The 21,094-nt window shown below is 61.4% G+C and carries 19 protein-coding genes and 1 tRNA gene; 8 read left to right on the plus strand and 12 right to left on the minus strand.

Annotation, left to right across the window (positions count from 1 at the left end; all coding sequences use genetic code 11):
* Position 1 precedes the first annotated feature (1 nt).
* The 5 genes from DVR07_RS04245 to DVR07_RS04265 all read right to left on the minus strand — a co-directional run bounded on the left by DVR07_RS04245 (position 2) and on the right by DVR07_RS04265 (position 5,083).
* Positions 2–1,138 (minus strand): ABC transporter ATP-binding protein, encoded by a 1,137-nt coding sequence (locus tag DVR07_RS04245; protein WP_115795522.1) that lies wholly within the window; start codon positions 1,136–1,138, stop codon positions 2–4.
* Complete coding sequence (locus DVR07_RS04250) at positions 1,138–2,040, minus strand: carbohydrate ABC transporter permease (protein WP_115795523.1); 903 nt, start codon at positions 2,038–2,040, stop codon at positions 1,138–1,140. Before DVR07_RS04250 ends, DVR07_RS04245 begins: the two co-directional genes overlap by 1 nt.
* Complete coding sequence (locus DVR07_RS04255) at positions 2,040–2,951, minus strand: carbohydrate ABC transporter permease (protein WP_115795524.1); 912 nt, start codon at positions 2,949–2,951, stop codon at positions 2,040–2,042. The genes DVR07_RS04250 and DVR07_RS04255 overlap by 1 nt, the downstream gene beginning before the upstream one ends.
* Positions 2,952–2,975: 24 nt before the next feature.
* Positions 2,976–4,331: an ABC transporter substrate-binding protein gene (locus DVR07_RS04260; protein WP_205254479.1), complete on the minus strand. Its 1,356-nt coding sequence runs from the start codon at positions 4,329–4,331 to the stop codon at positions 2,976–2,978.
* A 71-nt stretch (positions 4,332–4,402) separates the two neighbouring features.
* On the minus strand, positions 4,403–5,083 hold the full coding sequence (locus DVR07_RS04265) for a helix-turn-helix domain-containing protein (protein WP_115795525.1): 681 nt from the start codon (positions 5,081–5,083) through the stop codon (positions 4,403–4,405).
* 224 nt (positions 5,084–5,307) lie between these two features.
* Between DVR07_RS04265 and DVR07_RS04270 the strand changes: the two genes are divergently transcribed.
* Together DVR07_RS04270 and DVR07_RS04275 are read left to right on the plus strand one after the other, a co-directional pair.
* Positions 5,308–6,540: a DUF7282 domain-containing protein gene (locus DVR07_RS04270; protein WP_115795526.1), complete on the plus strand. Its 1,233-nt coding sequence runs from the start codon at positions 5,308–5,310 to the stop codon at positions 6,538–6,540.
* Between the two features lie 208 nt (positions 6,541–6,748).
* Positions 6,749–8,248: a hypothetical protein gene (locus DVR07_RS04275; RefSeq protein WP_115795527.1), complete on the plus strand. Its 1,500-nt coding sequence runs from the start codon at positions 6,749–6,751 to the stop codon at positions 8,246–8,248.
* Between the two features lie 242 nt (positions 8,249–8,490).
* On the opposite strand, the gene DVR07_RS04280 is transcribed toward DVR07_RS04275, so the two are convergent.
* Positions 8,491–8,811, minus strand: a complete 321-nt coding sequence (locus tag DVR07_RS04280; protein ID WP_115795528.1) for an antibiotic biosynthesis monooxygenase family protein — start codon at positions 8,809–8,811, stop codon at positions 8,491–8,493.
* Between the two features lie 226 nt (positions 8,812–9,037).
* Between DVR07_RS04280 and DVR07_RS04285 the strand changes: the two genes are divergently transcribed.
* Complete coding sequence (locus tag DVR07_RS04285; protein ID WP_115795529.1) at positions 9,038–10,222, plus strand: trans-sulfuration enzyme family protein; 1,185 nt, start codon at positions 9,038–9,040, stop codon at positions 10,220–10,222.
* A 139-nt stretch (positions 10,223–10,361) separates the two neighbouring features.
* Here the strand turns inward: DVR07_RS04285 and DVR07_RS04290 are convergent, their stop codons facing one another.
* Entirely contained in the window at positions 10,362–10,568 is a 207-nt protein-coding gene (locus tag DVR07_RS04290) for a cold-shock protein (protein ID WP_008418277.1), read from the minus strand.
* A 269-nt stretch (positions 10,569–10,837) separates the two neighbouring features.
* Between DVR07_RS04290 and DVR07_RS04295 the strand changes: the two genes are divergently transcribed.
* The gene (locus DVR07_RS04295) at positions 10,838–11,107 is read left to right on the plus strand and encodes a DUF7571 family protein (protein ID WP_115795530.1); all 270 of its coding nucleotides are present in this window, start codon (positions 10,838–10,840) and stop codon (positions 11,105–11,107) included.
* A gap of 300 nt (positions 11,108–11,407) precedes the next feature.
* On the opposite strand, the gene DVR07_RS04300 is transcribed toward DVR07_RS04295, so the two are convergent.
* The 3 genes from DVR07_RS04300 to DVR07_RS21320 all read right to left on the minus strand — a co-directional run bounded on the left by DVR07_RS04300 (position 11,408) and on the right by DVR07_RS21320 (position 13,799).
* Positions 11,408–11,482: transfer RNA gene (locus DVR07_RS04300), tRNA-Arg, on the minus strand.
* A gap of 368 nt (positions 11,483–11,850) precedes the next feature.
* Positions 11,851–12,180 (minus strand): hypothetical protein, encoded by a 330-nt coding sequence (locus tag DVR07_RS21315; protein ID WP_162829418.1) that lies wholly within the window; start codon positions 12,178–12,180, stop codon positions 11,851–11,853.
* Between the two features lie 935 nt (positions 12,181–13,115).
* Entirely contained in the window at positions 13,116–13,799 is a 684-nt protein-coding gene (locus tag DVR07_RS21320) for a hypothetical protein (RefSeq protein ID WP_162829419.1), read from the minus strand.
* A 416-nt stretch (positions 13,800–14,215) separates the two neighbouring features.
* Here DVR07_RS21320 and DVR07_RS21325 point away from each other — a divergent pair, with 416 nt between their 5' ends.
* Entirely contained in the window at positions 14,216–15,076 is an 861-nt protein-coding gene (locus tag DVR07_RS21325; protein WP_162829420.1) for a hypothetical protein, read from the plus strand.
* Between the two features lie 435 nt (positions 15,077–15,511).
* Complete coding sequence (locus tag DVR07_RS21330) at positions 15,512–15,769, plus strand: hypothetical protein (protein ID WP_162829421.1); 258 nt, start codon at positions 15,512–15,514, stop codon at positions 15,767–15,769.
* Between the two features lie 1,555 nt (positions 15,770–17,324).
* Here DVR07_RS21330 and DVR07_RS21970 read toward each other — a convergent pair.
* Both DVR07_RS21970 and DVR07_RS04305 read right to left on the minus strand, forming a co-directional pair.
* Positions 17,325–17,498, minus strand: a complete 174-nt coding sequence (locus DVR07_RS21970) for a hypothetical protein (protein ID WP_165881725.1) — start codon at positions 17,496–17,498, stop codon at positions 17,325–17,327.
* A gap of 144 nt (positions 17,499–17,642) precedes the next feature.
* The gene (locus DVR07_RS04305) at positions 17,643–18,986 is read right to left on the minus strand and encodes a heptaprenylglyceryl phosphate synthase (protein WP_115795531.1); all 1,344 of its coding nucleotides are present in this window, start codon (positions 18,984–18,986) and stop codon (positions 17,643–17,645) included.
* A gap of 116 nt (positions 18,987–19,102) precedes the next feature.
* Between DVR07_RS04305 and DVR07_RS04310 the strand changes: the two genes are divergently transcribed.
* Entirely contained in the window at positions 19,103–20,218 is a 1,116-nt protein-coding gene (locus DVR07_RS04310) for a hypothetical protein (protein ID WP_115795532.1), read from the plus strand.
* Positions 20,219–20,364: 146 nt separating this feature from the next.
* Positions 20,365–21,021 (plus strand): RAD55 family ATPase, encoded by a 657-nt coding sequence (locus DVR07_RS04315; RefSeq protein WP_115795533.1) that lies wholly within the window; start codon positions 20,365–20,367, stop codon positions 21,019–21,021.
* Positions 21,022–21,094 lie beyond the last annotated feature (73 nt).

Genomic DNA, 21,094 nt, shown 5'->3' on the forward strand with positions numbered 1-21,094 from the left:
GTCAGGGGTTGCGCTGGGGTTGGGGGGAGTCGTTCGCCAGTTCGTCGCCGTAGCAGATGGTCGCGCCGTCGTCGCCGAACACGTACAGGTCGCCGGCGTCGAAGCCGACCGCCAGTTCGTCGCCGTGCTGGACGTCGCCGAAGGTCGACGAGACCACGTCGACGTCGGTGCCCTCGGGCGTCTGGCCGTGGACGACGAACTCGGTACCGAGCTGCTCGACCACGTCGGCGATGACCGCGAACCGGTGGTCGCCGCCGTCTGCCGAGAGGTACTGCGGTCGGATGCCGAGGGTGACCGTCTCGCCCTCGTGCTTGGCGAAGTGCTCGGCCGGCGCAGGGACGTCGAATCCCTCGCCGACGAGCGCGTAGCCGTCGTCGCGGGGCTCGACCGCCGCGGGCAGCATGTTGGTCGAGGGGGTGCCGATGAACCGCGCGACGTACTCCGAGACCGGGCGGTCGAACAGCTCGCCCGGTGGCGCGAACTGCTCGAGCCGGCCGTTGTTGAGCAGCACGACGTGGTCGCTCATCGTCATCGCCTCGGTCTGGTCGTGGGTGACGTACACCATCGTCGCGTCGAGCTCCTGGTGGAGCCGCTGGACCTCGACCCGGAGCTCGGCCTTGAGCTTGGCGTCGAGGTCGCTCATCGGCTCGTCGAGCAGCAGGACGTCGGGGTCCTGGACGAACGCCGAGCCGAGCGCGACCCGCTGCTGCTGGCCGCCCGACAGCTCCGCGGGCATCTTCTCGAGCTGCTCGGTTATCTGGAGGGTCTCGGCGGCTTCCCCGGTCCGACGGTCGCGCTCGTCCTTCGGGACGCCCTGGACCTTCAGCCCGTAGCCGATGTTCTCCCGGACGCTCATGTGGGGGTAGAGCGCGATGGACTGGAACACCATCGCGCAGTTGCGGTCCTGGGGCGAGAGGTCGGTGACGTCCTGGTCGCCGAACGAGATCCGGCCGCTGGTGGGGGTCTCGAGGCCGGCGATCATCCGCAGCGTCGTCGTCTTGCCGCAGCCGGACGGGCCGACCAGCGTCGTGAACGACCCCTCGGGGATGGTGAGCGAGAGGTCGTCCACGGCGACGTGGACCGAGCCGGCGGAGCGATACTCCTTGTCGACCGAGTCGAGGTGGATTGGACGTGCCATTATTCGAGACCTCCGACGTTGAACCCCTGGAGCAGGTAGTTCTGGAGGAAGAGGGCGATGAGGAACGGCGGGATGCAGATCAGCAGCGACACCGCCATCGTCTCGCCCCAGCCGATGGTTACGCGGTCGAGGAACAGGCTCGCCCCGACCGTGATGGTGTACATCTCGTCGCTGCTCATCACGACGCGGGCCATGGTGAAGTCGTTCCACGCCACCGCGAACGCGAAGATGGCCGCCGAGATGTACCCCGGGCGCGCGACCGGCAGCACGACGTCCCAGAGGGTTCGCGTGCGGCTGGCTCCGCGGACCCACGCGGACTCCTCCAGCGAGATGGGAACCGTCTGGAAGTACTGCCACATGAGCCAGATGGTGAACGGCGCCGAGATGGCGGTCAGCGCCATCGCCAGCGCGAAGTAGCTGTTCAGCAGCCCGAGCGTGAAGAAGATGACGTACAGCGGGATGGCGAGCACGATGGGGCTAAACATGTACGCGAACAGCACCGCCCGCGCTGCCAGCGTCTTGCCCGTGAAGTCGAACCGGGTGAGCCCGTAGCCCGCCGCCACCGCGAGCGCGGTGGACATGACCGTCGAACTCGCGGTCACGATGAGGCTGTTGGTGAAGTACTGGACCGTGTTGGTGTCCTCGAGCAGCACCTGGAAGTTCCGGAACGTCACCGAGTCGACGAGCAGGTTGACGTCCCCGCCCGCGAACACCTCCGCGGGCGACTGGACCGCGATGGCGACCATGATGTAGACCGGGATGGTCACGAACACGGCCACCGCCAGCGCGGTGAGGATGACCGCCGCGCGCTTGACGCGCTGCTGGACGTTCTGGGGGAGCAAGGAGCCGGCGGCACCCTCGCCGAGCCGAGACAGGACGCCGGTGCGGTCGCCCAGCGACATCAGTGGGCCACCTCCTTCTCGGGCTCGAAGACGCGGAAGTAGACGACCGCGACCCCCGCCAGCAGGAAGAACATGATGCCGGCGAGGGCGGTCGCGCCGCCGAAGTCGACCGCGTCGAACGCGATCTGGTACACCCTGATGGGGAGGGTGGTCGTCGCCTCCAGCGGGCCGCCCCGCGTCGAGAGGTAGATGATGTCGAACTTGTTGAACATCCAGATGCCCCGCACGAGCAGGATGATGAGGATGGCCCCGCGCAGGTGCGGGACGGTGATGTCCCGGAACGCCTGCCAGGTCGAGGCGCCCTCGACCCGGGCCCGCTCGTAGAGGTTGGGGTCGATGGCCTGGAGCCGCGCCAGCAGGATGAAGAAGGCGAACGAGCCGAACTTCCAGACGCTGGTCACGACCACGGCGGGCATCGCCCACTGGAGGGTCGAGAAGAACGCGACGGGGTCCTCGACCAGGCCGGCCTGGACCAGCCACTGGTTGAGGACGCCGACGTTCGGGTCGAGGATGAACTTCCAGATGAAGATGACCACCAGCGTCGGCAGGAGGTACGGGAAGATCATCATCGTGCGGAGGACGCCGCCGCCCCGTATCTCCTGGTTGACCACGAGCGCGAGCCCGAGGCCGACCACGAGGCTGAGGACGGTGGTCGAGACGGCGTAGACGACGCTGTTCCACAGGAACTTGAGGAAGCCCTGGCCCGTCAGTATCTCGACGTAGTTCGACAGCCCCGCGAACGTCGCCGCGCCGGTCGGATCGTTCAGCAGGCTCATCCAGAGCGCGTACCCGATGGGGATGAGCCAGACCAGGGTGAAGAACGCCGCGAACGGGAGGAACGTCGCGAGCAGCAGCAGCCGTCGCTCGTCGAGACTGGCGACCGAGGACTTGACCGATGTTACCGTGCTCATAGAGTTGGAGTCAGAAGCGGGCGGTCAGCCCTGGAGGCTCCGGAGCTTCTGGGCGACCCAGTCGACGGTCTGCTCGGGCGACTTGCCGCCGACGAGCATCTGCTCGGCCGACTGGCCGAACACCTGCTGGCCGTACGCGTCGGCCGCGAGGATGTTGGGCTGGCCGTTCTGCCCGGTCGCGAGGATGGAGGTGAACGCGTCCCAGTTGTTCCGCACGAGCTCCATCACGTCGGGGTGCTGCTGGATGACCTCGTTGTTCTTCACGGCGTCGCTGTCCAGCCCCTCCCTGGTCGGCGGGAACTGGAACAGCGGCGCCGACAGCACGAAGTCCATGAACTTGTCGGACTTGCTGAAGAAGTTCACGAACTCCCTGGCGCCCTTGGTGGCGTTGCCGTCGTTCCAGACGACGTGGCCCTCCATGTACGCCCACCACTTGTCCTGCTGGTTCCCGTTCGGGACGGGGAACGCGGTCGGCGAGAGCCGCTCGACCAGGTCCGGCCGGTTCGACTGGATGGTGAGGATGGGGAGCCCGCCGACGCTCATGATGGCGGCGGCGTTCTCCTGCTGGAGCGCCGCGATGGCGTCGCCCCACTCCCACCCGGCGCCGTTGGGGGAGTACTCGTTCATCTGCTGGATCCACCGGTAGGTGTCGACGGCCGCCTGGCGGTTCTGCTCGTTGTCGATTGTGACCTCGATGTCGCCCGAGGGGCCGCCGTAGATGTTCACGTCGTTCTGCCAGTGGTACTGGGTGATCTGGGTGTCGGCGTTGTTGGTCTGGCCCGACTGGACGACGTAGCCGTTGATGCCCTCCTGCTCGGTGACGCGCTGGGCCTCCGACCGCCAGGTCTCCCAGTTCGTGGGGTTCTCCTGGTAGAGGTCGTTGCGGTACCACCCCATCAGGGGCTCGACCATCGTCGCGGCGAAGTACGACTCGCCGTCGACGTTGACCGGGTCGGGCAGCCCCGTCCCCTGGACCGCCTCGCTCACGGGCGCCAGGTTGCCGTTGCGCTGGTAGCGGTAGGCGTCGGCCGAGGTGTCGAAGACGATGTCCGGCGGGTTGCCGGCGGCCTTCATCTTCTGGAGCTGCTCGTCGGTCGAGGTCCCCTTCGAGGTGTACGTGACGTCGACCGTGTAGTCGTGCTCGCTCTCGAACTCGGAGATGATCTGGTCGATGACCTGCTTCGAGTCGCCCCTGTCCGAGAGGTACTTGATCGTGTTCGACTGCGCGCCGCCCCCGCTCATCGAGCCGGCCGTCGTTCCGCCGTCGCCGCTCGACTCGCCGCCGTCGTTCGAACCGCCCATGCAGCCCGCCGCCGTGACGACGGTCGCAGCCCCCGCGGACTGGAGGAACCGCCGTCGGGTCGGTGTGTCGGAACCCATGAGAGAATATACCATACTTACGTGGGGAAGGTCTTCTCCCCTTCACTCGTTGGCTCTTTAAGTACTCGCGCTCAGTCATCGCCGCTGACGGGCGAGTTGCGGACGAACGCCGGCCCGTCGCCGTCGGCTGCGTCGGCGCGGACCTCCCGGTTCAGCGCGTTCCGCAGCAGGGTGCGCTCGGCCTTCCGGAGGTGTTCGAGGAACGTGGTGTGGCTGATGTCGAGTTCGGCGGCCAGCGTCTCGGCGTCGGCCTCGCGGGGCCACTCGTAGTAGCCGCCCTCGAGCGCGGTCGCGACGACCTCGGCCTGCCTGTCCGAGAGCAGGCCCTCCGAGGCCCGGTAGGGGGTGAGCTGCGCGAGGCGGACCGAACCGATCTCCCGGAGTTCGGCGACGATGTTCCGGAGGTCGTCGCGCCGGAACACCACGATGTCGAACACGCGCTGGCTCCCGTTGACCCGGTCCCACCACTGCATCATCCCGTGGTTGCGCCGGATGATAGGCAGCGCCCCGCAGGACTGTTTGGTGAGTTTGATGTGGGTGTCGTCGACGCGCTCGACGTCCTCGACCTGCTCGGCCTCCTCGAACGCGGCGAGTAACTCCTCGACCTTGTCGCCGGCGTCGATGACGAAGTTGATGTGCTCGTCGTCGAGCAGCTCCTCGTGGTTGGCGGTGAACGAGGTGTTCCACCGGCTGGTGACCTCGCTCAGGACGCAGTCGGTCCGGAGGTCCAGGTAGAGCTTCGCCCGAAACATTTGTTACTGATTGGCAAGATATCCGTATCAATCTTTGGTGTTCGTTCGCCGGCGAATCCCCGGCATGAAAGCGGACGACCGACTCCGCCGGTCGGAACAAAATGATAACCGATCTAATATGTACGTCACCCGGTTCCGGAGCGCCGAGGGTCCGTGCGCGGCCCGATTCAGTTTACTTATGAGTTAAAGCTATAGCATTTGAATGTGAGCGCCCGACTACACCGATGACCCAGAGACGCGACACGCCGACCCTGACGGTCCTCGCCGCCCTCGCAGTGCTGGCGGTCACCGCGGTCGCCCCCGCCGCAGTGGCAGGTCCCGACGGTACTGGCGGAATCGACGCTGACGCGAGCATCGCAAGCGCGGCTTCGAACAGCGACGCACCGAGCGCACCGACCGAGGCGTCGGTGACGTTCCGGAACCAGACCTCGACCGGGGCCGCGGTCACAATCGCAGAGGTACGCCTCCCCGACGGCGGGTTCGTCGTCGTCCACGACAGCCGGTTCCTGTCCGGTGCGGTCCTCGACAGCGTCGTCGGCGTCTCGGCGTTCCTCGGCGCCGGCACCCACGAGGAGGTGACGGTCCGCCTGCGGGAACCGGTGTCGACCTCGAAGACGCTGGTGGCGGTCGCCCACCGCGACACCGACGCCGACCGGACCTACGACTTCGAGGCCTCTGACGGCCGAACCGACGGCCTCTACGCGGTCGACAGCCGAGTCGTCGCGGACGACGCGTCCGTCACGGTCGAGCGAACGACCGAGACGGTCACCGCGACCGAGACGGTCACCGCGACCGAGCATTCGACCACAGCGACGGTCACCGAGCGCACGACGCGATCCACCGCGACCGAACTCCCCGCCACGGCGACGCCGACCGCGCAACCGACCACCGTGACCGCGCGGTTCGCGACGACCAGGCAAGCCTCCACAGCGACCCCTTCGTCGACGACCGGCGAGACTCCCGCGACGACCGGACACGCCACGGTGACGCCCTCGGCCACGGTCCGGCCGACGGCGACCGACTACTGGACGACCGTCGCGCTGACGACCGAACGGTCGTCGGACGTCGGGTCCGCCCCGGCGGCCGGTTCGGGGTCCGCATCCGCGGGTGAACCGTCGTCCGGAGAGACTGGCGGCGCCGGCGATGCCGACGGCGCGCCGGCCGCCGACCCTGGCACAGACCGGACGTCGACCGATTCAACCGCGCCGAGCGAGACCACCGGTACAGATTCCGGATCGGACTCCGACTCGACCGCGAACGATGGGAGCGCCGCGACGGGCGACCCGGACGCCTCGCAGTCGCCGACCGGGACCGACGGCGGAGCCGCCGGGGAAACGGTCGAGCGGTCGGACGACGACGGCCGGACCTCCAGCGAGGCGTCGCAACCGGGGTTCACCGGACCCCTCGCGCTCGTCGCGCTCGGACTCGCCGTCGCGCTGGCCCGGTTCAGAGGGTAAGCCCGGCTCTCGGCCGTCTTCGCTCGCGGTCCGCCAGTCCCAAGTCGGTCGCTCCCGGCCGGCGCAGTCGGGCGACTCTCGGCGTCAGGTCGACGACCGAGGGAGCCGCCGCGGGCCGACCTCGTCGCAGTCCGGTAATTACGCGGGCGACAGACCGGAACACATACACAACTGTTATTCGGCACTGCGGTGTCGCTCCGGGACCGATATGCGACCAACAGCTACTCGACGGGAGGTACTGGGGTACGTCGGCGCCGGCTCGGTCGGGCTCGGCGGCGTCGGTGCCGCGGACGCCGGCGGTCGGTCCGCCGCACGGCAGTCCGCGGACGGCGCCAATCGCCTGGAGGTCCGGACGGTCGCCGCGGCCCGGGAGATACGGTACGAGTTCGCGGCCGCCGGTCCCGTGCGGGCCGTCACCCGGCCGGAGGCCGTCGCGGCCGAACCGGACGGCAACGACGCGGTCCAGGTCAGTAGCGACGCCTTCTCGCGCGCCGTCGGGGTCACCGGTCGGGGCAAGAGCGACACCTGGCGGGTCGGCGGCGACCTGGTCTGGTTCAACGCCGTCGGGTCGCCCGACGAGTACGCGCTGGTCTGGAACGGCGAAGCGGTCTCCCCGCCGACGCCCGGCAATCGGTTCGTGATTCGGACGGCTCCCGAGGCCCGGGAGGTCCGCTACGAGTTCGCGGCCGACGGACGGGTGATTCCGGTCACCCTCCCTCCCGACGCCGGCGCCGAACCGACCGGCAACGACACCGTCGAGGCACGTTCGGACGAGACGTTCCGCGCGTCCGGTGTCACCGGTCGGGGCAAGAGCGACTCGTATCAGGTCCTCGGCGACGTCACCGGGTTCCAGACGAACGGGGCCGACGGCGAGTACGCGCTGTTCTGGAACGGCGAGCAGCGGGGACCGTCGTCGCTGGGCGGTTCCGGAGGTGACTCGGACTCACCGTCGGACTCGGACGCGGAACCGGACGAGGGCTCGGGCGACAGTTCCGGCGATACAGCCGATTCGGATTCGAGCGACGGTTCGGACGGGAGTTCGGACGACGACTCGGACGCGGCCCCGACCGACCCGGTGGAGTTCCTGGGCTGCTCGCGGTTCCGCATCGTCGGCGAGTACGACGCGGTGTACGTCCAGTGGGGCGTCTACGCGGAGGGACGGGCGCCCGGCGGGCCGCGGGCCCCGATTGGGTCGGTGTCCGGCGACACGGTCGTCGGCTACCCCGACGTGTTCCCGTCACACGACGTCGACCGGAGCGACTACTTCCACGTGAAGGCGGTGTACGCGTGGGAGGACGTCTCAGGAGGGAGTCCGAGCGGGCGACCCGACCTGTCCGTAGAGAACCCCGCCCAGGGGTGCCTGGCGAAGACGGCGCCCGAGCCACCGACGCTCTCGGTCGAGTCGGTCGCCGCGGCCGGACCGGGCGAGTACGAGGTGACCTTCGTGTACGTCAACCCGGCGACCGTGGTGGTCCGGGCCGCCGACGAGTTCGCCGCGGGGAACTCGCCCGACGCCCCGCCGGGGACGCTCCGGCCGGGCCGTCACACGTTCACCGCCACCTGGCGGCCGAGCGACCCCGACGAACGCCTCCGGTGGGCGTTCTCGCCGGCGGGGCGCCCCGACGAGACCGTGAGCGCCGCCACGCCGCCGGCGAGCGAGTTCGACCCGAGCGAGACCGCGAGCGGCGCGACGACGACCACCGAGTGACGCGGGAGAGTCCCCAGTCTCGGGGAGCGGTCGGTTAGCGGGGCATCGTCGACCGACTCCCCGCCGCGGACGCCTGCGCACCCGGGGGTATGACGGCAGGCCCGTACCACTAGAGGCCACAGTATTTGGAACGCCCCACCCTGTGTCTATCAGACGTTCGCACCGAACGAGAACAGTCGGTCGTATTCACCCATCCTACCCGTTGTATCCACGCCCGTAGCGGTCGGCAGCGTCTCGGTGAGCTACGCGGGCGGGTCAGCATCGTCACCGAATCCGCTCCCGTACGCCTCGACGACTTCCGTAACGGTGACTTCGTACGCGTCGTACCACTCTGTCCACCGCTGTTTCGCGCGTTCGTGGTCAGAATCCGCACCGAACGACTCCAGTGCGTCCAGTGACTCCCAGTAGTAAATGACGAGAACCTCCTCACTCTCCGGAGCGTCCCACGTCCGCTTGCCCAGATACCCTTCTGTGTCCTCGGCGGCCGCCTGTATCGCATCGTTCAACTCGTGAAACTCCTCATCGTACTCCCCCGGATCGAGACGGAACGTAACGAGATACATTACCACGTACTCACTCACCCACGCGGATAAGATAATTTCGCTCCGTGAGCGCAAACTTCCGCCACATGGTGCTCACTGACCCGGCGCCCTATCTCGCTTTTCGTCCATGGCCAGTCTCGCCTCGACCTGCACAACTATCCATCCCTACGGAGAACACTCGTCATGAACTGCCCAACCGTCTCGGAGGCCTGTCACATCCCCGAGTGGGTCCTGTGGTGAATCACCTATGACACGACGCGACGACCGGTCCAACGAGAATCGATTCGCAACCATCGCGGTCGGCGCATCTGAGACCGCGACGCGTCCCCACAGGGGTGGAACGAACGACGTCGTCCCGCCGATACACCTCTCGACCACGTTCGAGTGGAGCAAGGGGGACGATGCCGATAGACACGACTACTCGCGTGAGAGCAACCCGACCCGAGCGGCCCTAGAGGAGCAGTTGGCCCGCCTCGAAGGCGGCGAGCATGCGTTGGCGTTCGCCTCAGGGATGGCTGCCATCTCGACAACGGTACTGTCGCTGGTCCCTCCGGGGGGCCACCTCGTCTCGTCGGACTCGCTCTATAGCGGAACCGAAAAACTGCTCACGGAACTCGTCGCCGGTCACTTCGGCGTCGATGTCGAGTTCGTTGACGCCCGCGACCCCGATAACGTCGCCGCCGTCGTCGACTCGGACACCGAGCTGATATGGATAGAGACGCCGACGAACCCGCTGATGCGGCTGTACGACGTCCGGGCGATAGCCGACATCGCCGACGATCACGGCATCCCGTTCGGGGTGGACAGTACCTTTGCGAGTCCGTACTTCCAGGCCCCGCTCGAACTGGGTGCCGATATCGTCGTCCACAGCACTACCAAGTATCTCAACGGGCACTCCGACTCGATCGGTGGTGCCGTTATCGCCGACGACGGAGCGGTCTTCGAGAAATTGGCGTTCGCTCAGCGGATTGGGCTCGGGAACATGCTTTCGCCGTTCGACTGCTACCTCGTTTCGAGAGGCATCAAGACGCTGCCAGCACGAATGGAACACCACCAGGAGAACGCGATGGCGGTCGCTCGTTTCCTCGAGGCCCACGACCGGGTGGCTCGTGTCTGTTATCCGGGTCTTGCGAGTCACCCGCAACACGACCTCGCGAGCGAACAGATGTCGGGGTACAGCGGGATGCTGTCGTTCGAGTTCGACGGCACGCTAGTCGAACTCGAGGCATTCATCGAGGGGCTTGAGGTGTTCACTCCGGGAGCCAGTCTCGGTGGGGTTGAGAGTCTTGTCGAGGTGCCGTCGGTGATGATTCCCGACGAGATCAGCCATGGGGAGGCCACGGCGAGGGTCCCCGAGACCCTTGTCCGGATGTCGGTCGGCATCGAGGACGCTGACGACCTCCGCGAGGACCTCCGGACGGCGTTGCCGTAGGAGCGAACCCGTTCGATCGATATCAGCCATGCTACCCGGCGATTGTATGTGGTATACGAACAGCGTCAGCTAGAACGCGATGCCGTCCGAAAAATCAAGGTCGTTGGTCGTCGCTGCGAGCGACGGGTATGTCTCGGGATTACTGACGGACGACGTTCGCCGCGCGAGGCCCCTTCGGTGAGGACTCGATGTCGAACTCGACCTCAGTACCTTCCGTCAGGTCCTCACCGCCGACATCCTCCATGTGGAAGAAGACGTCTTCGTCGTCGTCGAGGTCGCCGTCGTCAGTCGAAATGAAACCGTAGCCGCCAGTGTCGTTGAAGAAGTCAACCTTACCGTTTGCCATTACGAATAAACGTAGTCCCGGGGCGCGGATAACACTTCCGAGAGATGCGGTATCACGGACCCTCGTTACAATCGGTGCGCAGGTGTAATGGTCAGCCGGTCCACTGAGGTGTGTCGTACAGGAATCCGCCCGTCGGGAGGAATCGAAAGCGCTGGTCGAGAGCGAGCGACACCTCTAGGAGAGACACTATTCGCCCGGACGACAGCGAGTCCATCAGTTCCCGAAGGCAGCTATTTACGTGACGGTCGCATGGTGCGACGTGCATCGCCATGAAACCGTGCCAAAGCTGTCAGGCGGCCATCGACGAGTACATCTTGGACAAACAACTCGAACCCCTGCGCGACCTCACAGTCGACGACTTCAACGTCTGCGCGGACTGCGCGACCATCGTTGCGGACGCGTGCGTGAAGTGCGGCGGCGCGGTGTACGTCCCTCGGAGCGAATCGCTCACCCCTGACTACTGCCCGGCGTGTCGGTCGGACCTCATCGACCGCACTGGTCACGATCCCGGGTGGAATCGTGACCTTACGTCTTCCTGAACGCCACCTCACCGCTCAACCGATATTTATTCTTACGTACTTATGCAGACGGATTTTATGTGTTAGTCCGGGTCCCTTGAACGTGTTCAACGGTCGTCTCCTCAGGAGTGTTCGCTGCAGAGGTAGGACGGACCAATCGGGTCAGTGAAACGGGTGACTGTCACACTCACCCTATCGACCATTTCCGACGGCCCGGAGTTCGCCATCTGGCCAGATTCGCACTGCTGAAGGATACCCGGAGGCAGAGAATACCGAGTCAATCTGCCGCCGTCTCAGAAGGGAAGACTGTTCGATAATATATGGGCGCTGCAGGATTTGAACCCGCGACAGCTTGGTCCGAAGCCAAGTACTCTGTCCAGACTGAGCTAAGCGCCCTCGTACGGTCGTACTGGTCCGGCCGGTTTAAACACCGCGGTTTCGGCCGAGCGTATTAGGCCGTATGACACCAATTGACTGGTGATAGCCCAACTCCAGTGCTGACAGTTCTCTGCCTCCACACTGTCACTGAACGTTTCTCATGCAATAAATCTCTCCCTCCAGAGATGCACTCTTTCTTAGACTCGATTAAGGATGATCGTCATTGGTGATGGCTGTGTTCATGTGTAGTAGGGGGTCAAACGGTATCCAGAGTTGGTGGTGATTCGGTTACTGCGATGGACGTCAATTGTAGTTTTGGATACGGAGTAATTCTAGAAGGAGAACGAGCGTATCAACATGCCACCTATATACCAAATTTTATCTCCTTATTGGGATTGAGCGATACAGTTTAAGCAACAAACTGCTTGGTATCCATTATTCAAGTTCACCACCCGCAACTGTTCTTTCGAGAAGTTTCCTTGGCAAACAGAACATTGGCCCGTATTTTTAGGACCCGAACTTTTCTTCTCACTCACTTCATTACTTTCCCCCCATCCTTCAAGGAAATCAGAAACGGCAGACAGAAATATCAAAAAGCTTATTCCTAGTATGATGAATCCGCCGTAATTTGATACAAGTTCCCTTATTTGAGGTAGGACTCTGATTAATAAACGAACAATTTCATCAACCGAGCCAATTAGACCGAGTACGTTCATATCAAGTACAGATTATGTATAATGCATAAATTTATCGGATAGTGTAAGATAGTGAGCAACGACCCGTAGTGAAGAAGAGACCTAAATGACAATTAATTAATATCTCACTAATGGAGTGGCTGAATCCGTTACATTCGATCCTATATTTTTGATACTAAGACCGTGTGTAGAAGGCCATTCAAATCCCAAATTCTGAATGGGAGTGAATGAATCTAGCTTTATCATAGATTTACGGACTTCCCCTACGGTCTAATAACGACCATTAGCAAACGTCCGTGACCGCAGTAGTGTTTCGATGGAGTAGGTGGCCGAGTGTTCCGTCTTCGACTCCACGGGACCACCACCTACTCCATCGACCGCTTCACGGAGTAGTTGTGAGCAAACACCTATATGATTGTACGACCCTAAGCTCATAGCTTCAAGACTGTGAGTAGATGGTCGTGGGTTCTACGTTAACACCGAGAAGCACAGTGACCTTCCTTCAGAGGGTATCAGAGGCCCGTGAGTGTCAGTAGATGGCTTCTTTGACAATCCGAGTGAAGGGCATTATCCCCGTAAGGGAATGGCTTGAGACGGCTGTGTGTTCCTTAACCAACATCCTCGGTCTAATCTACGTCTCGTTGGTTAAACTCGTCTGACCATACTGTGATCGAGGTGAGTCACTCCAGTAGTGGGTAGCACAATATCATATTACATACTTATTTTCTGCTCTATTTCTATGAAGGCAATAAATTAGTAGTACTACGAGGAGAGAGTTATGTAAAACCGCATGAAGTCGACCTATATGTGGATTTATTGAGTAGTTCCAGTAACCGAGATAGACTCACCTATGCATCACAATAGGACTATCTCTGACGTGTATCTCATTCACGGGCCTCACAATCTACGACCGTTGGGCCATCGTCCATCCTCCTTTTCTGATTATCGCTGAACTTCTAATGAATGACTCTTTGCGCCTCCGTGAGAGTGATCGACTCTATTCTTTCTCGTGGAATCTCCATTGTAAGACCGTTTTCGCTCGAAAGACGAAGCTTGGGCTCTCCCATTCCGGCTACTGACTCAATGGATTCCGCATAATAGATCCTCTTACCAGTATCTGTCCAGCACTCAACAGCCAACTCACTCTCTTCTGTCCACTCACTCCATTCGCGTTCAACAAGGCTTTGCAGACATTCGTCACATACGTTCTCAACTTGATTTCGGGGATCTCCGTTTACCTCCTCTGGTTCAAATGAGATTTCATGATGTAGGGGTTTGCGATGGCAAATTGTTTTCAAGTCGGCTAGTGAGCTACCGTTCCCTCCTTGGTCTTTTGCCACGCAACCTCCTATACCCGTAACAATGTCCGTCATGGGATGGTTGCTACAACGTATTCCCAAAACGTCCTCATCGTCAAGATCAATGTTCCTCTCATTGACTTTTTCTTTGCAGTATTTGCACGAGATGAATCCTTTGCTCGGGTTTTCTTTTACCTCAACATGTTCTCCCTCAATCGGGAGTTGCCATTCGTCACATAGACTTCCCCAACCAAATCCCGTGCTCGGCGGCATGTGATTATCCATAAAGATGTGGGTACAACCTTCTTCAGTAGTCCAGTGATACATGGTTCGATGAATCATAGTCTGAAAACTGTAGAATGAACACTAATAGAAGTTATCATTCTTACGACTATCATATCAACGACCGTGATCCCACCCCGATACTGCCCCGTGAAAACTATATTATTTAACTAACATCCCTTGCTCCACTGGTGGGGGTCCATTTCTCTCCCCGAGAGACACGATTTTGGTGCCACAGTGTAGGATGAGGCCCTTCTTCGACAGACAAACTTCTACCTTCAGACGGAGATGGTTGCTTCACGACGCTCGCTCTCGTCGGCTCACGGGCATTACTCAACCCGACCGATGACAATATCTGGGTTTCCGCGTATAGATATATGGCGATCTCTATCTTCTCTCAGTTCTTGATTCCAGTATTAAACAAACTGAAATAGAGAGATATTTACATCAAGCGAATAGAATGACCACGGAGAAAGATGGATGGGGAATCCGACAAGGATACTTTGTACGGTAGCTATGATGATATTCGTTATTTGGTGAACTGGCAGCAGAATCAACATCATCATATCAAAAACCTCTCGTTAGCTCTCCTTGGCGGTGTTCTAACACTGTTGGCTATTTTAGTGTCCATCTGGGTAAATACGTCTAAGGTTATTTCCGTACCTATTCCGATTCTGGTTGATGTAAGAGCGGTTGCTAGAGACTCGATCTTCAGTTGGATTGGGGTTTCATTCTTTTTTGCTTTTAACTATCTCCTCTGTCTATCGCTTATTTGCTTAGCGATAGTGGCAATACTCTATTCTTTATACAAATGGTATGATATAGCCGCCAGTCCGCCTTTGAAACCTCGTTTGTGGAAGAACGATATTGTTGTCTTAGAAGATATGAGTGTGTTAAATCACGACCAAATGGATATACCTACTTTCCAAAATCACCTAAATGTTTCAGTAGTATCTAACCAGAATATAATCCGTACTAGTTGGCGGGATTTCAAAATGGCGCTAATAAGAGTACCCGCTAGCATTGTCATCGGTTTCACTGCAATCCAGATTCTTAACGAGCTATCAACAGTTGATTTGTGGGATTTAATTTTGTTTAACGCATCCTTAGTTATACCATCATCCATTTCCGCAATTGTATTGAATGGTCTATTCTCTCCATCAGAAGATGAGGGGGGATACACATCGTTAGGTCAAGCACTCTTGCAAGAGGACGGTGGCCGGTTCCCAAATCAATTTACTCGTCTGGAGAAAGTTTTCGCAGTTGGAACTACTATCTTTTTATTTACTTCTGTAGCGATTTTGATTCTAGATTTGTGTGCGAGTTTGCTTCTTTAGTCTAGCAACTGTTCACTCCCAATCTAAGGTGGTCTCGATGATTGCCCTCCTTCAAGAACTTCTTGCCACGATATTGATAGTCCATAACAAAGATGCTCTCTACCCTTAGCGGGATTCATAGAATGGCCGTTTTACGGAGTAGGTTTTGTTGAGCTCATAGAGATGTGGCGGAGAACGGTCATAGGCCTCCAAGGTGATGAACAATGCTAGCCAAATCATTCCCAGAATCAGTACTGTTCTACACTTGCACATACCAAGACGAAGAGACCCCGACGTGCCATCACACTAAGCCCGATTGCCGTCAACTCAAAGCCAACGAGATTTCAGAAGATGCGTTGGCTCGGAAGTTCATACCAGTGGCTACGATAGAAGGGAATGGTGAGAAACTCTGGTGGTGTCCCGTTTGCGCGGAAGAGTACTGTGAGGAATACGGCTATGGAAAGTGACGAAGCTGAAGATGAGGACATTGAGGAGATCGAATTCTGGGTGGTAGAGCCATGGGCATACTGGTATGCACCAAATTGCTTTCACACCATCCCCGACTGCCATCAGATAACGATAAAAGACATCCCACGCCGATATCTCGGACGGCAATTCGTCCCGAAGGAGATGTTAGAGAAGGTCGGTGAAGATTTGTGGTTCTGTGGGCGATGTGCGGACGAGTACTGTAAAGAATACGGCTATGGAAAATGAGGTAGCTGGTAGTGAGGGCATTGAGGAAGTAGAGTCTTGGCTGGTACGGAGCTACTCCTAAACATAACCAACACTGTTATCGCAACTGAATATTTGATGTTTGTCTAATGCCGCTTGCGGACCCCGAGACAACGTGGTATTGCCCAGAATGCAGACAAAACGAAGTATATCAAGAAATCAGTCCCGACACTGCCCACGAAATTGAAGGAACAAAATGGAGATGTGAACCGTATTCATGCAATCTGTGTTATTACCATGTTCGTGGCGCGAATTGGGGTGGTGTTGAGGGCTTTAATACATGGGGGGGGAGGATGGTACTAACGCCAAACTGGGGTAGTTGTGGGAACTGTACATCGGACTCAGTAGTTTGTATACAATGGGCGGATGATAGTACGGGATCGATGTATTGTAAGGACTGTCTCCCCAATAAATATATGACCGTGTATAGTCATCTTGAAGAATGCAAATAGGGATGAAGGTACGCTGTTGAAGACTAACCGTCCAGTGCTCATTGTTCTTCGCAGCTTGGTCGGCGGGAACACGCAAAACGGCATTGTCCGTGTCAACCCATTGAACTTGTGCTCGTTTTACCTCAATAGGACGGAGACCAGCATCCAGTGACGTCCATACCAACGAGGGTATCTTGAAGCCATTAGCCCGTTCAAAATCACTCTTCGCGATTTCGGACATAGGTTTGCGGAAACGTCTCGCCAAGTATCGTTTCCACTTATCTCGATCTGTTGGGGATAGAGAGTTATAGTGCGGAACACTCCCGTATTCTAAGGCTACTTCACGTATCTGTTGACGTTCTTCTCGACTTAGGAAGTCACGGGGCTGTGTCGCTCCACGACTATCACTAATCGACAATTCTGGTTCCCATCTGTCCTCGTCGTATTCCCATGACCGCCAACGGAATAGCATTTTGAGGGTCTTTTGGATGTTCGTCTTGTAGCTGGCACTTCTATCCCCATAGACTAACTCCCTCATGTAGGCGTCAGCATCGTCGTGAGTAACTTCGGTAGTGTAACCACCCTCACTCCATTTCCACCGATAGAACTTGTCACAGTCATCAGCACGGCGTCGTGCTGTATGATAGGCGTATCCCTCAGCAGAAGAAGGATCTTTGCCCAGATTTAGCATCCATCGAATCAACTTTTCTCGGTGATCACGGTAGTCAATGAGTTGCCGTTGGTTGAGTACCTCCCTTGCTTGTTCTGTGATAAGGGAGATACCTTTTACTTCTGTGGTCAAATCGCCATCAGTCATAGAGGGTACACCCCTCATAAGAATGACTGTTAGTCGGATTCGCTATACGTCGTAGGGGTGACGGATTTCGGTGAATCTGGATAGCCTTGCACATGGGTTTGTCTTGCCATTGTGAAGGCCAGAAAACTACCAGCAGTGGTCTGGATGGACGATTGTTTGAACCCGCGACAGCTTGGTCCGAAGCCAAGTACTCTGTCCAGACTGAGCTAAGCGCCCTCATCGGGTCGTACTGGTCCGCCCGGTTTAAACACCGCGGTTTCGGCCGAGCGCGCGCGGTCGTCCCGGAGCCTCACCCGGAAACGACGCCGTCCCAGTCGATGCGGTCGATGGTACAACCGCCGCAGTCGGGACACGTCTGGCGGTCGAGCGTGAACGTGGTGCCGCACGTCTTGCACTCGTACGTCTCGTCCGACTCGTCGCCGGTAGCGCGGACGACACGTGCGATTTTATCGGTGAGACTCATGCGTACTGTACCGCCACGGAGAAGCGTTTCTACGAACTGAGTTAAGACGTTTTCCATTCGACGAGGCGCGAAAGGAACGAAGAGCGCCTGAGCACGCAGAAATATCGCCGTTGTAGCGTGCCGAAATCGCAGTGCTGCCGGCCGCTACCGTCGCTGTGGCGACAGCGCCAGGTGGTCGGTCGCGCCGTCGGTCAGATCGCCCGGATGCGCCGAGATGTCGTTTCGCTCGGCCAGCAGCGCGCCCAGGTACCGCCGAATCAGCGCAGCGTCCGCGGAGTCAAGTCGGTCGAAGGCGTCGGGGCCGAGCGTGCGCCGGAGGTGCAGCCGAGCGGTCGAGATGTCCGCGGCGGCCTTCCGGCCCTCTGCTTCGCCCCGGTCGCGCCCGCCCGCCCGATCTCCTGCGACGGCTCCGTCTCCCGCGTCGGCCAGCTCCCGCAAGCGGAGCCACGTCCGGACGGTGGCAATCAGGTAGCGCTCGGCCCGCCGCTCTGGGTCGGCAAGCCACGGAATCGTCGCGAGGTAGCTCGCGGCGTGCGAGTCGGCGACGGCGGCGTTCTCGCGGATCCACTCCCGGACCGCCGACTCCGACGCGTCCGCGTCCAGCGCGTCGACCGCTCGCTCGCAGACGTCGGCCTCCTCGTCGGCGATCCGGTGGAAGGCGTCGCCGACCACGACGGCGTCGGCGCCGGCGTCGAGCATCGCCGCGGCGTGTTCGCGCGAGTCGAGCCCGCCGCCGTACCAGAGCCGCGACCACGTCAGTCCGTCGGCAATCGCCGCGAGCGTCTCGGCGGCCTCCTCGCCGCCGTAGGTGCCCGAGTACTCGAGGTAGACGAGCTCGCTCTCGAGGTGGCGCTCGGCCGCCATGGCCCGCTGCTTGGCCTCCCGGGGCGACAGCAGGTCGGCCTCGGTGACGTTGGCCTCGCGGGCCGCCGCGCTGTCGGGGTTCTGGATGATGTACGCCTCGAACACCGCGTCGGCGAGCAGCCACGAGGTGGCGAGGTCGGCGAGCCCGTCGGCCGCGAACCCCGGGAGCCACGGGAGCGCGTCGGCGAGCAGGTCCGGCACGAGCTCCTCGCGGATGTACTCGGTGCCCGCGCCGAGCTGGCCGACCAGCGACTCCGAGTCGCCGTTCAGCACCTCCGGGATGGCCAGCAGGTCGGCCCGCTCGCGGGTCCGGGGCGTGACGTGGCGCGGGCCGCTGGGCTCGTGGAAGACGGGAACCGACGCGGGCGCGAGCAGGTCGAACGTCTGCTCGGTGTTGCGGGCGGTGACGTCGGCCGACCCGCCGACCGACACCGCGCTGGTGTGGCGGAGGTAGAGGGGGTACAGCAGCGGGAGCTTCTTGGCGTCCTCCGGGTCGACCTTGGTGACGTGGGTCCAGTCGGCCGGGACCGGGTTCGTGTCGACGGGCAGCACGGTTCGCGCGGCCAGCGAGGCGCCGCGCCCGGCGCGACCGAGCAGGCGCGCGGCGCCGTCCAGACTCGTCATACATCCCACAACCCCACGTCAGAGAGATAAAACGCTCGCTTCCGCGGGCGAGTCCCGACGCCCCGGCGGTCGGTTCCACAACCCTGATATACCGCGCCGGGCGACTCTCCGACCACATGGGTAGCGTTCGGTCACGGATTCCGGCGGCGGCGCGAGCCCTGGCGACCCACCTCGCCGAGACCCGCGACCCGTGGGTGGTCGCGATGGTGTTGCTCCGCAACGAGGCGGAGGCCGAGATCGAGTCGATGACCGAGCGCCTCTTCCTGAGCGTCGAGCGCAGCCTCCAGGACGCCCGGGAGGCCGGCGAACTCGAGGCGGTTCCCGGGGCCGAGGACGAGCCCGCCCGGTTCGACTACGACACCCGGCTCGTCCTGCCGGCGATGCTGACGCTCGGGCGCATCCACGTCGAGGCGGGCGACGTCCCGTTGCTTCGGGTCGGCTCGGACGTCGATTACGAGTTCATCGCCCGCGGGCGCGAGACCACCCGGAACGTCGTCCGGGCGCTGCTCGACGGCGACATGCGCGACGCCATCAACGACGACGAGTACGAGGACTTCGACACCAACCTGCGGCCGCGAGAGCGCGTCGCCGAACTCGCCCAGCGGCACCTCCAGGACGGCGTCGAGACCTGGTTCGAGACAGAGGAGACCCCCGACGCGGTCCGGGAGGCATACGAGCACGCGGTCGGCCTCTCCGAGCGCCACCAGGACGAGGACGAGCAGTTCCGGGAGCTCCTCGACCGGTTCCACGCCGCCGAGGGCGCCGACCAGCGCGAGGCGGCCGCAGACGCCATCCGCGAGCGGTACAAGTTCGCCGAGGCCGAGGACGCTGATCTCTTCGAGGAGGCGGCCGACCTCCCGTACTTCGCCACCCAGTACGCCCGGGTCGGCGTCCTCTACGAGGACATGCTCAACATGTACGAGGCCGACCTCGGCCTGGACCTCGGCGAGGGGTTCAAGCGCGCCATCGTGCTGATGGTGCTTGGCGCGCAGGTCGGCCTCGACGACACCGACGACTACCCCGAGGACAGGCGGACCCAGCTCACGCCGGTGACCGCCGAGTTCAACCTCGCCGAAAACCGGGCGGCGGGCGTCTCCCGCGTCCGGCGCATCGTCGAGGCGTACCTCGACCGGGCCGACGCCTGCGCCGACGCCGACGACCACCTCACCCGCATCGCGGTCGAGTACATCCGCCAGCAGTCGGTCGACCGCATCGAGGCGATGCGGCCGTGAGGAACTGCGGGCCCGGCCGGCGTACCACTCGCCCGATAGTAATCAAAAAGAATATAAGCGGAACAGGATACTTTATTGCCAGACGATACCGGGGCCGGGACCGGCCGGGTCCCGCCCCGGACCCCGCTGCACCGAACTGAACTGCCATGTACGGACTGGGTGAGGTCTGTCCGGGGGTCGAGGTCGAGCCGGGGACGAACCTCCTGGTGACCGGGCCGCCGATGACGGGCAAACGACCGCTCTCGCTGGAGATTCTCGCGCACGGGAGTCGTCGCGGCGACGGCTCCATCGTCGTCACGACCAAGGACGGCGGCGGGGACGTCCTCGAGCGCCTGCGAGGGCGGGTCGGCGACGGCGACTCCGGTCCGGTCGGCATCGTGGACTGCGTCTCCAAGCAGCAGGGGGTGGCTCCCGCGGACACCGACGAGATAACCTACGTCTCCTCGCCGGAGGACATGACCGGCATCGGTATCCAGCTCTCGGAGCTCCTCAGGACGTTCTACGAGGACGCCGGCGTCGAGCGCAACCGCATCCTGCTCCACTCGCTGTCGACGCTGCTGATGTACTCGAACCTCCAGACCGTCTTCCGGTTCCTCCACGTTTTCACCGGCCGGGTCCAGAGCGCCGACGCGCTGGGCGTGTTCGTCATCGACGAGACGGCCCACGACCGCCAGACGATGAGCACCCTCAAGCAGCTGTTCGACGGCCAGATCCAGGTCCGGGGCGCCGACGGCGGCGGGTCGGAGCTCCGGGTCCGCGGCGTCGGCGCGGACTCCGACTGGCGGCCATTCTCGCCGGACTGAGCGCGGCCGAATCGCCTGTTCGCCGGAGGACGATGCTGCCCTCGGTCGGTTTGCTCGCCCAGGACTGCCGAAA

This window comes from Halorussus rarus (genome assembly GCF_003369835.1).
GTDB classification, from domain to species: Archaea; Halobacteriota; Halobacteria; order Halobacteriales; family Haladaptataceae; genus Halorussus; species Halorussus rarus.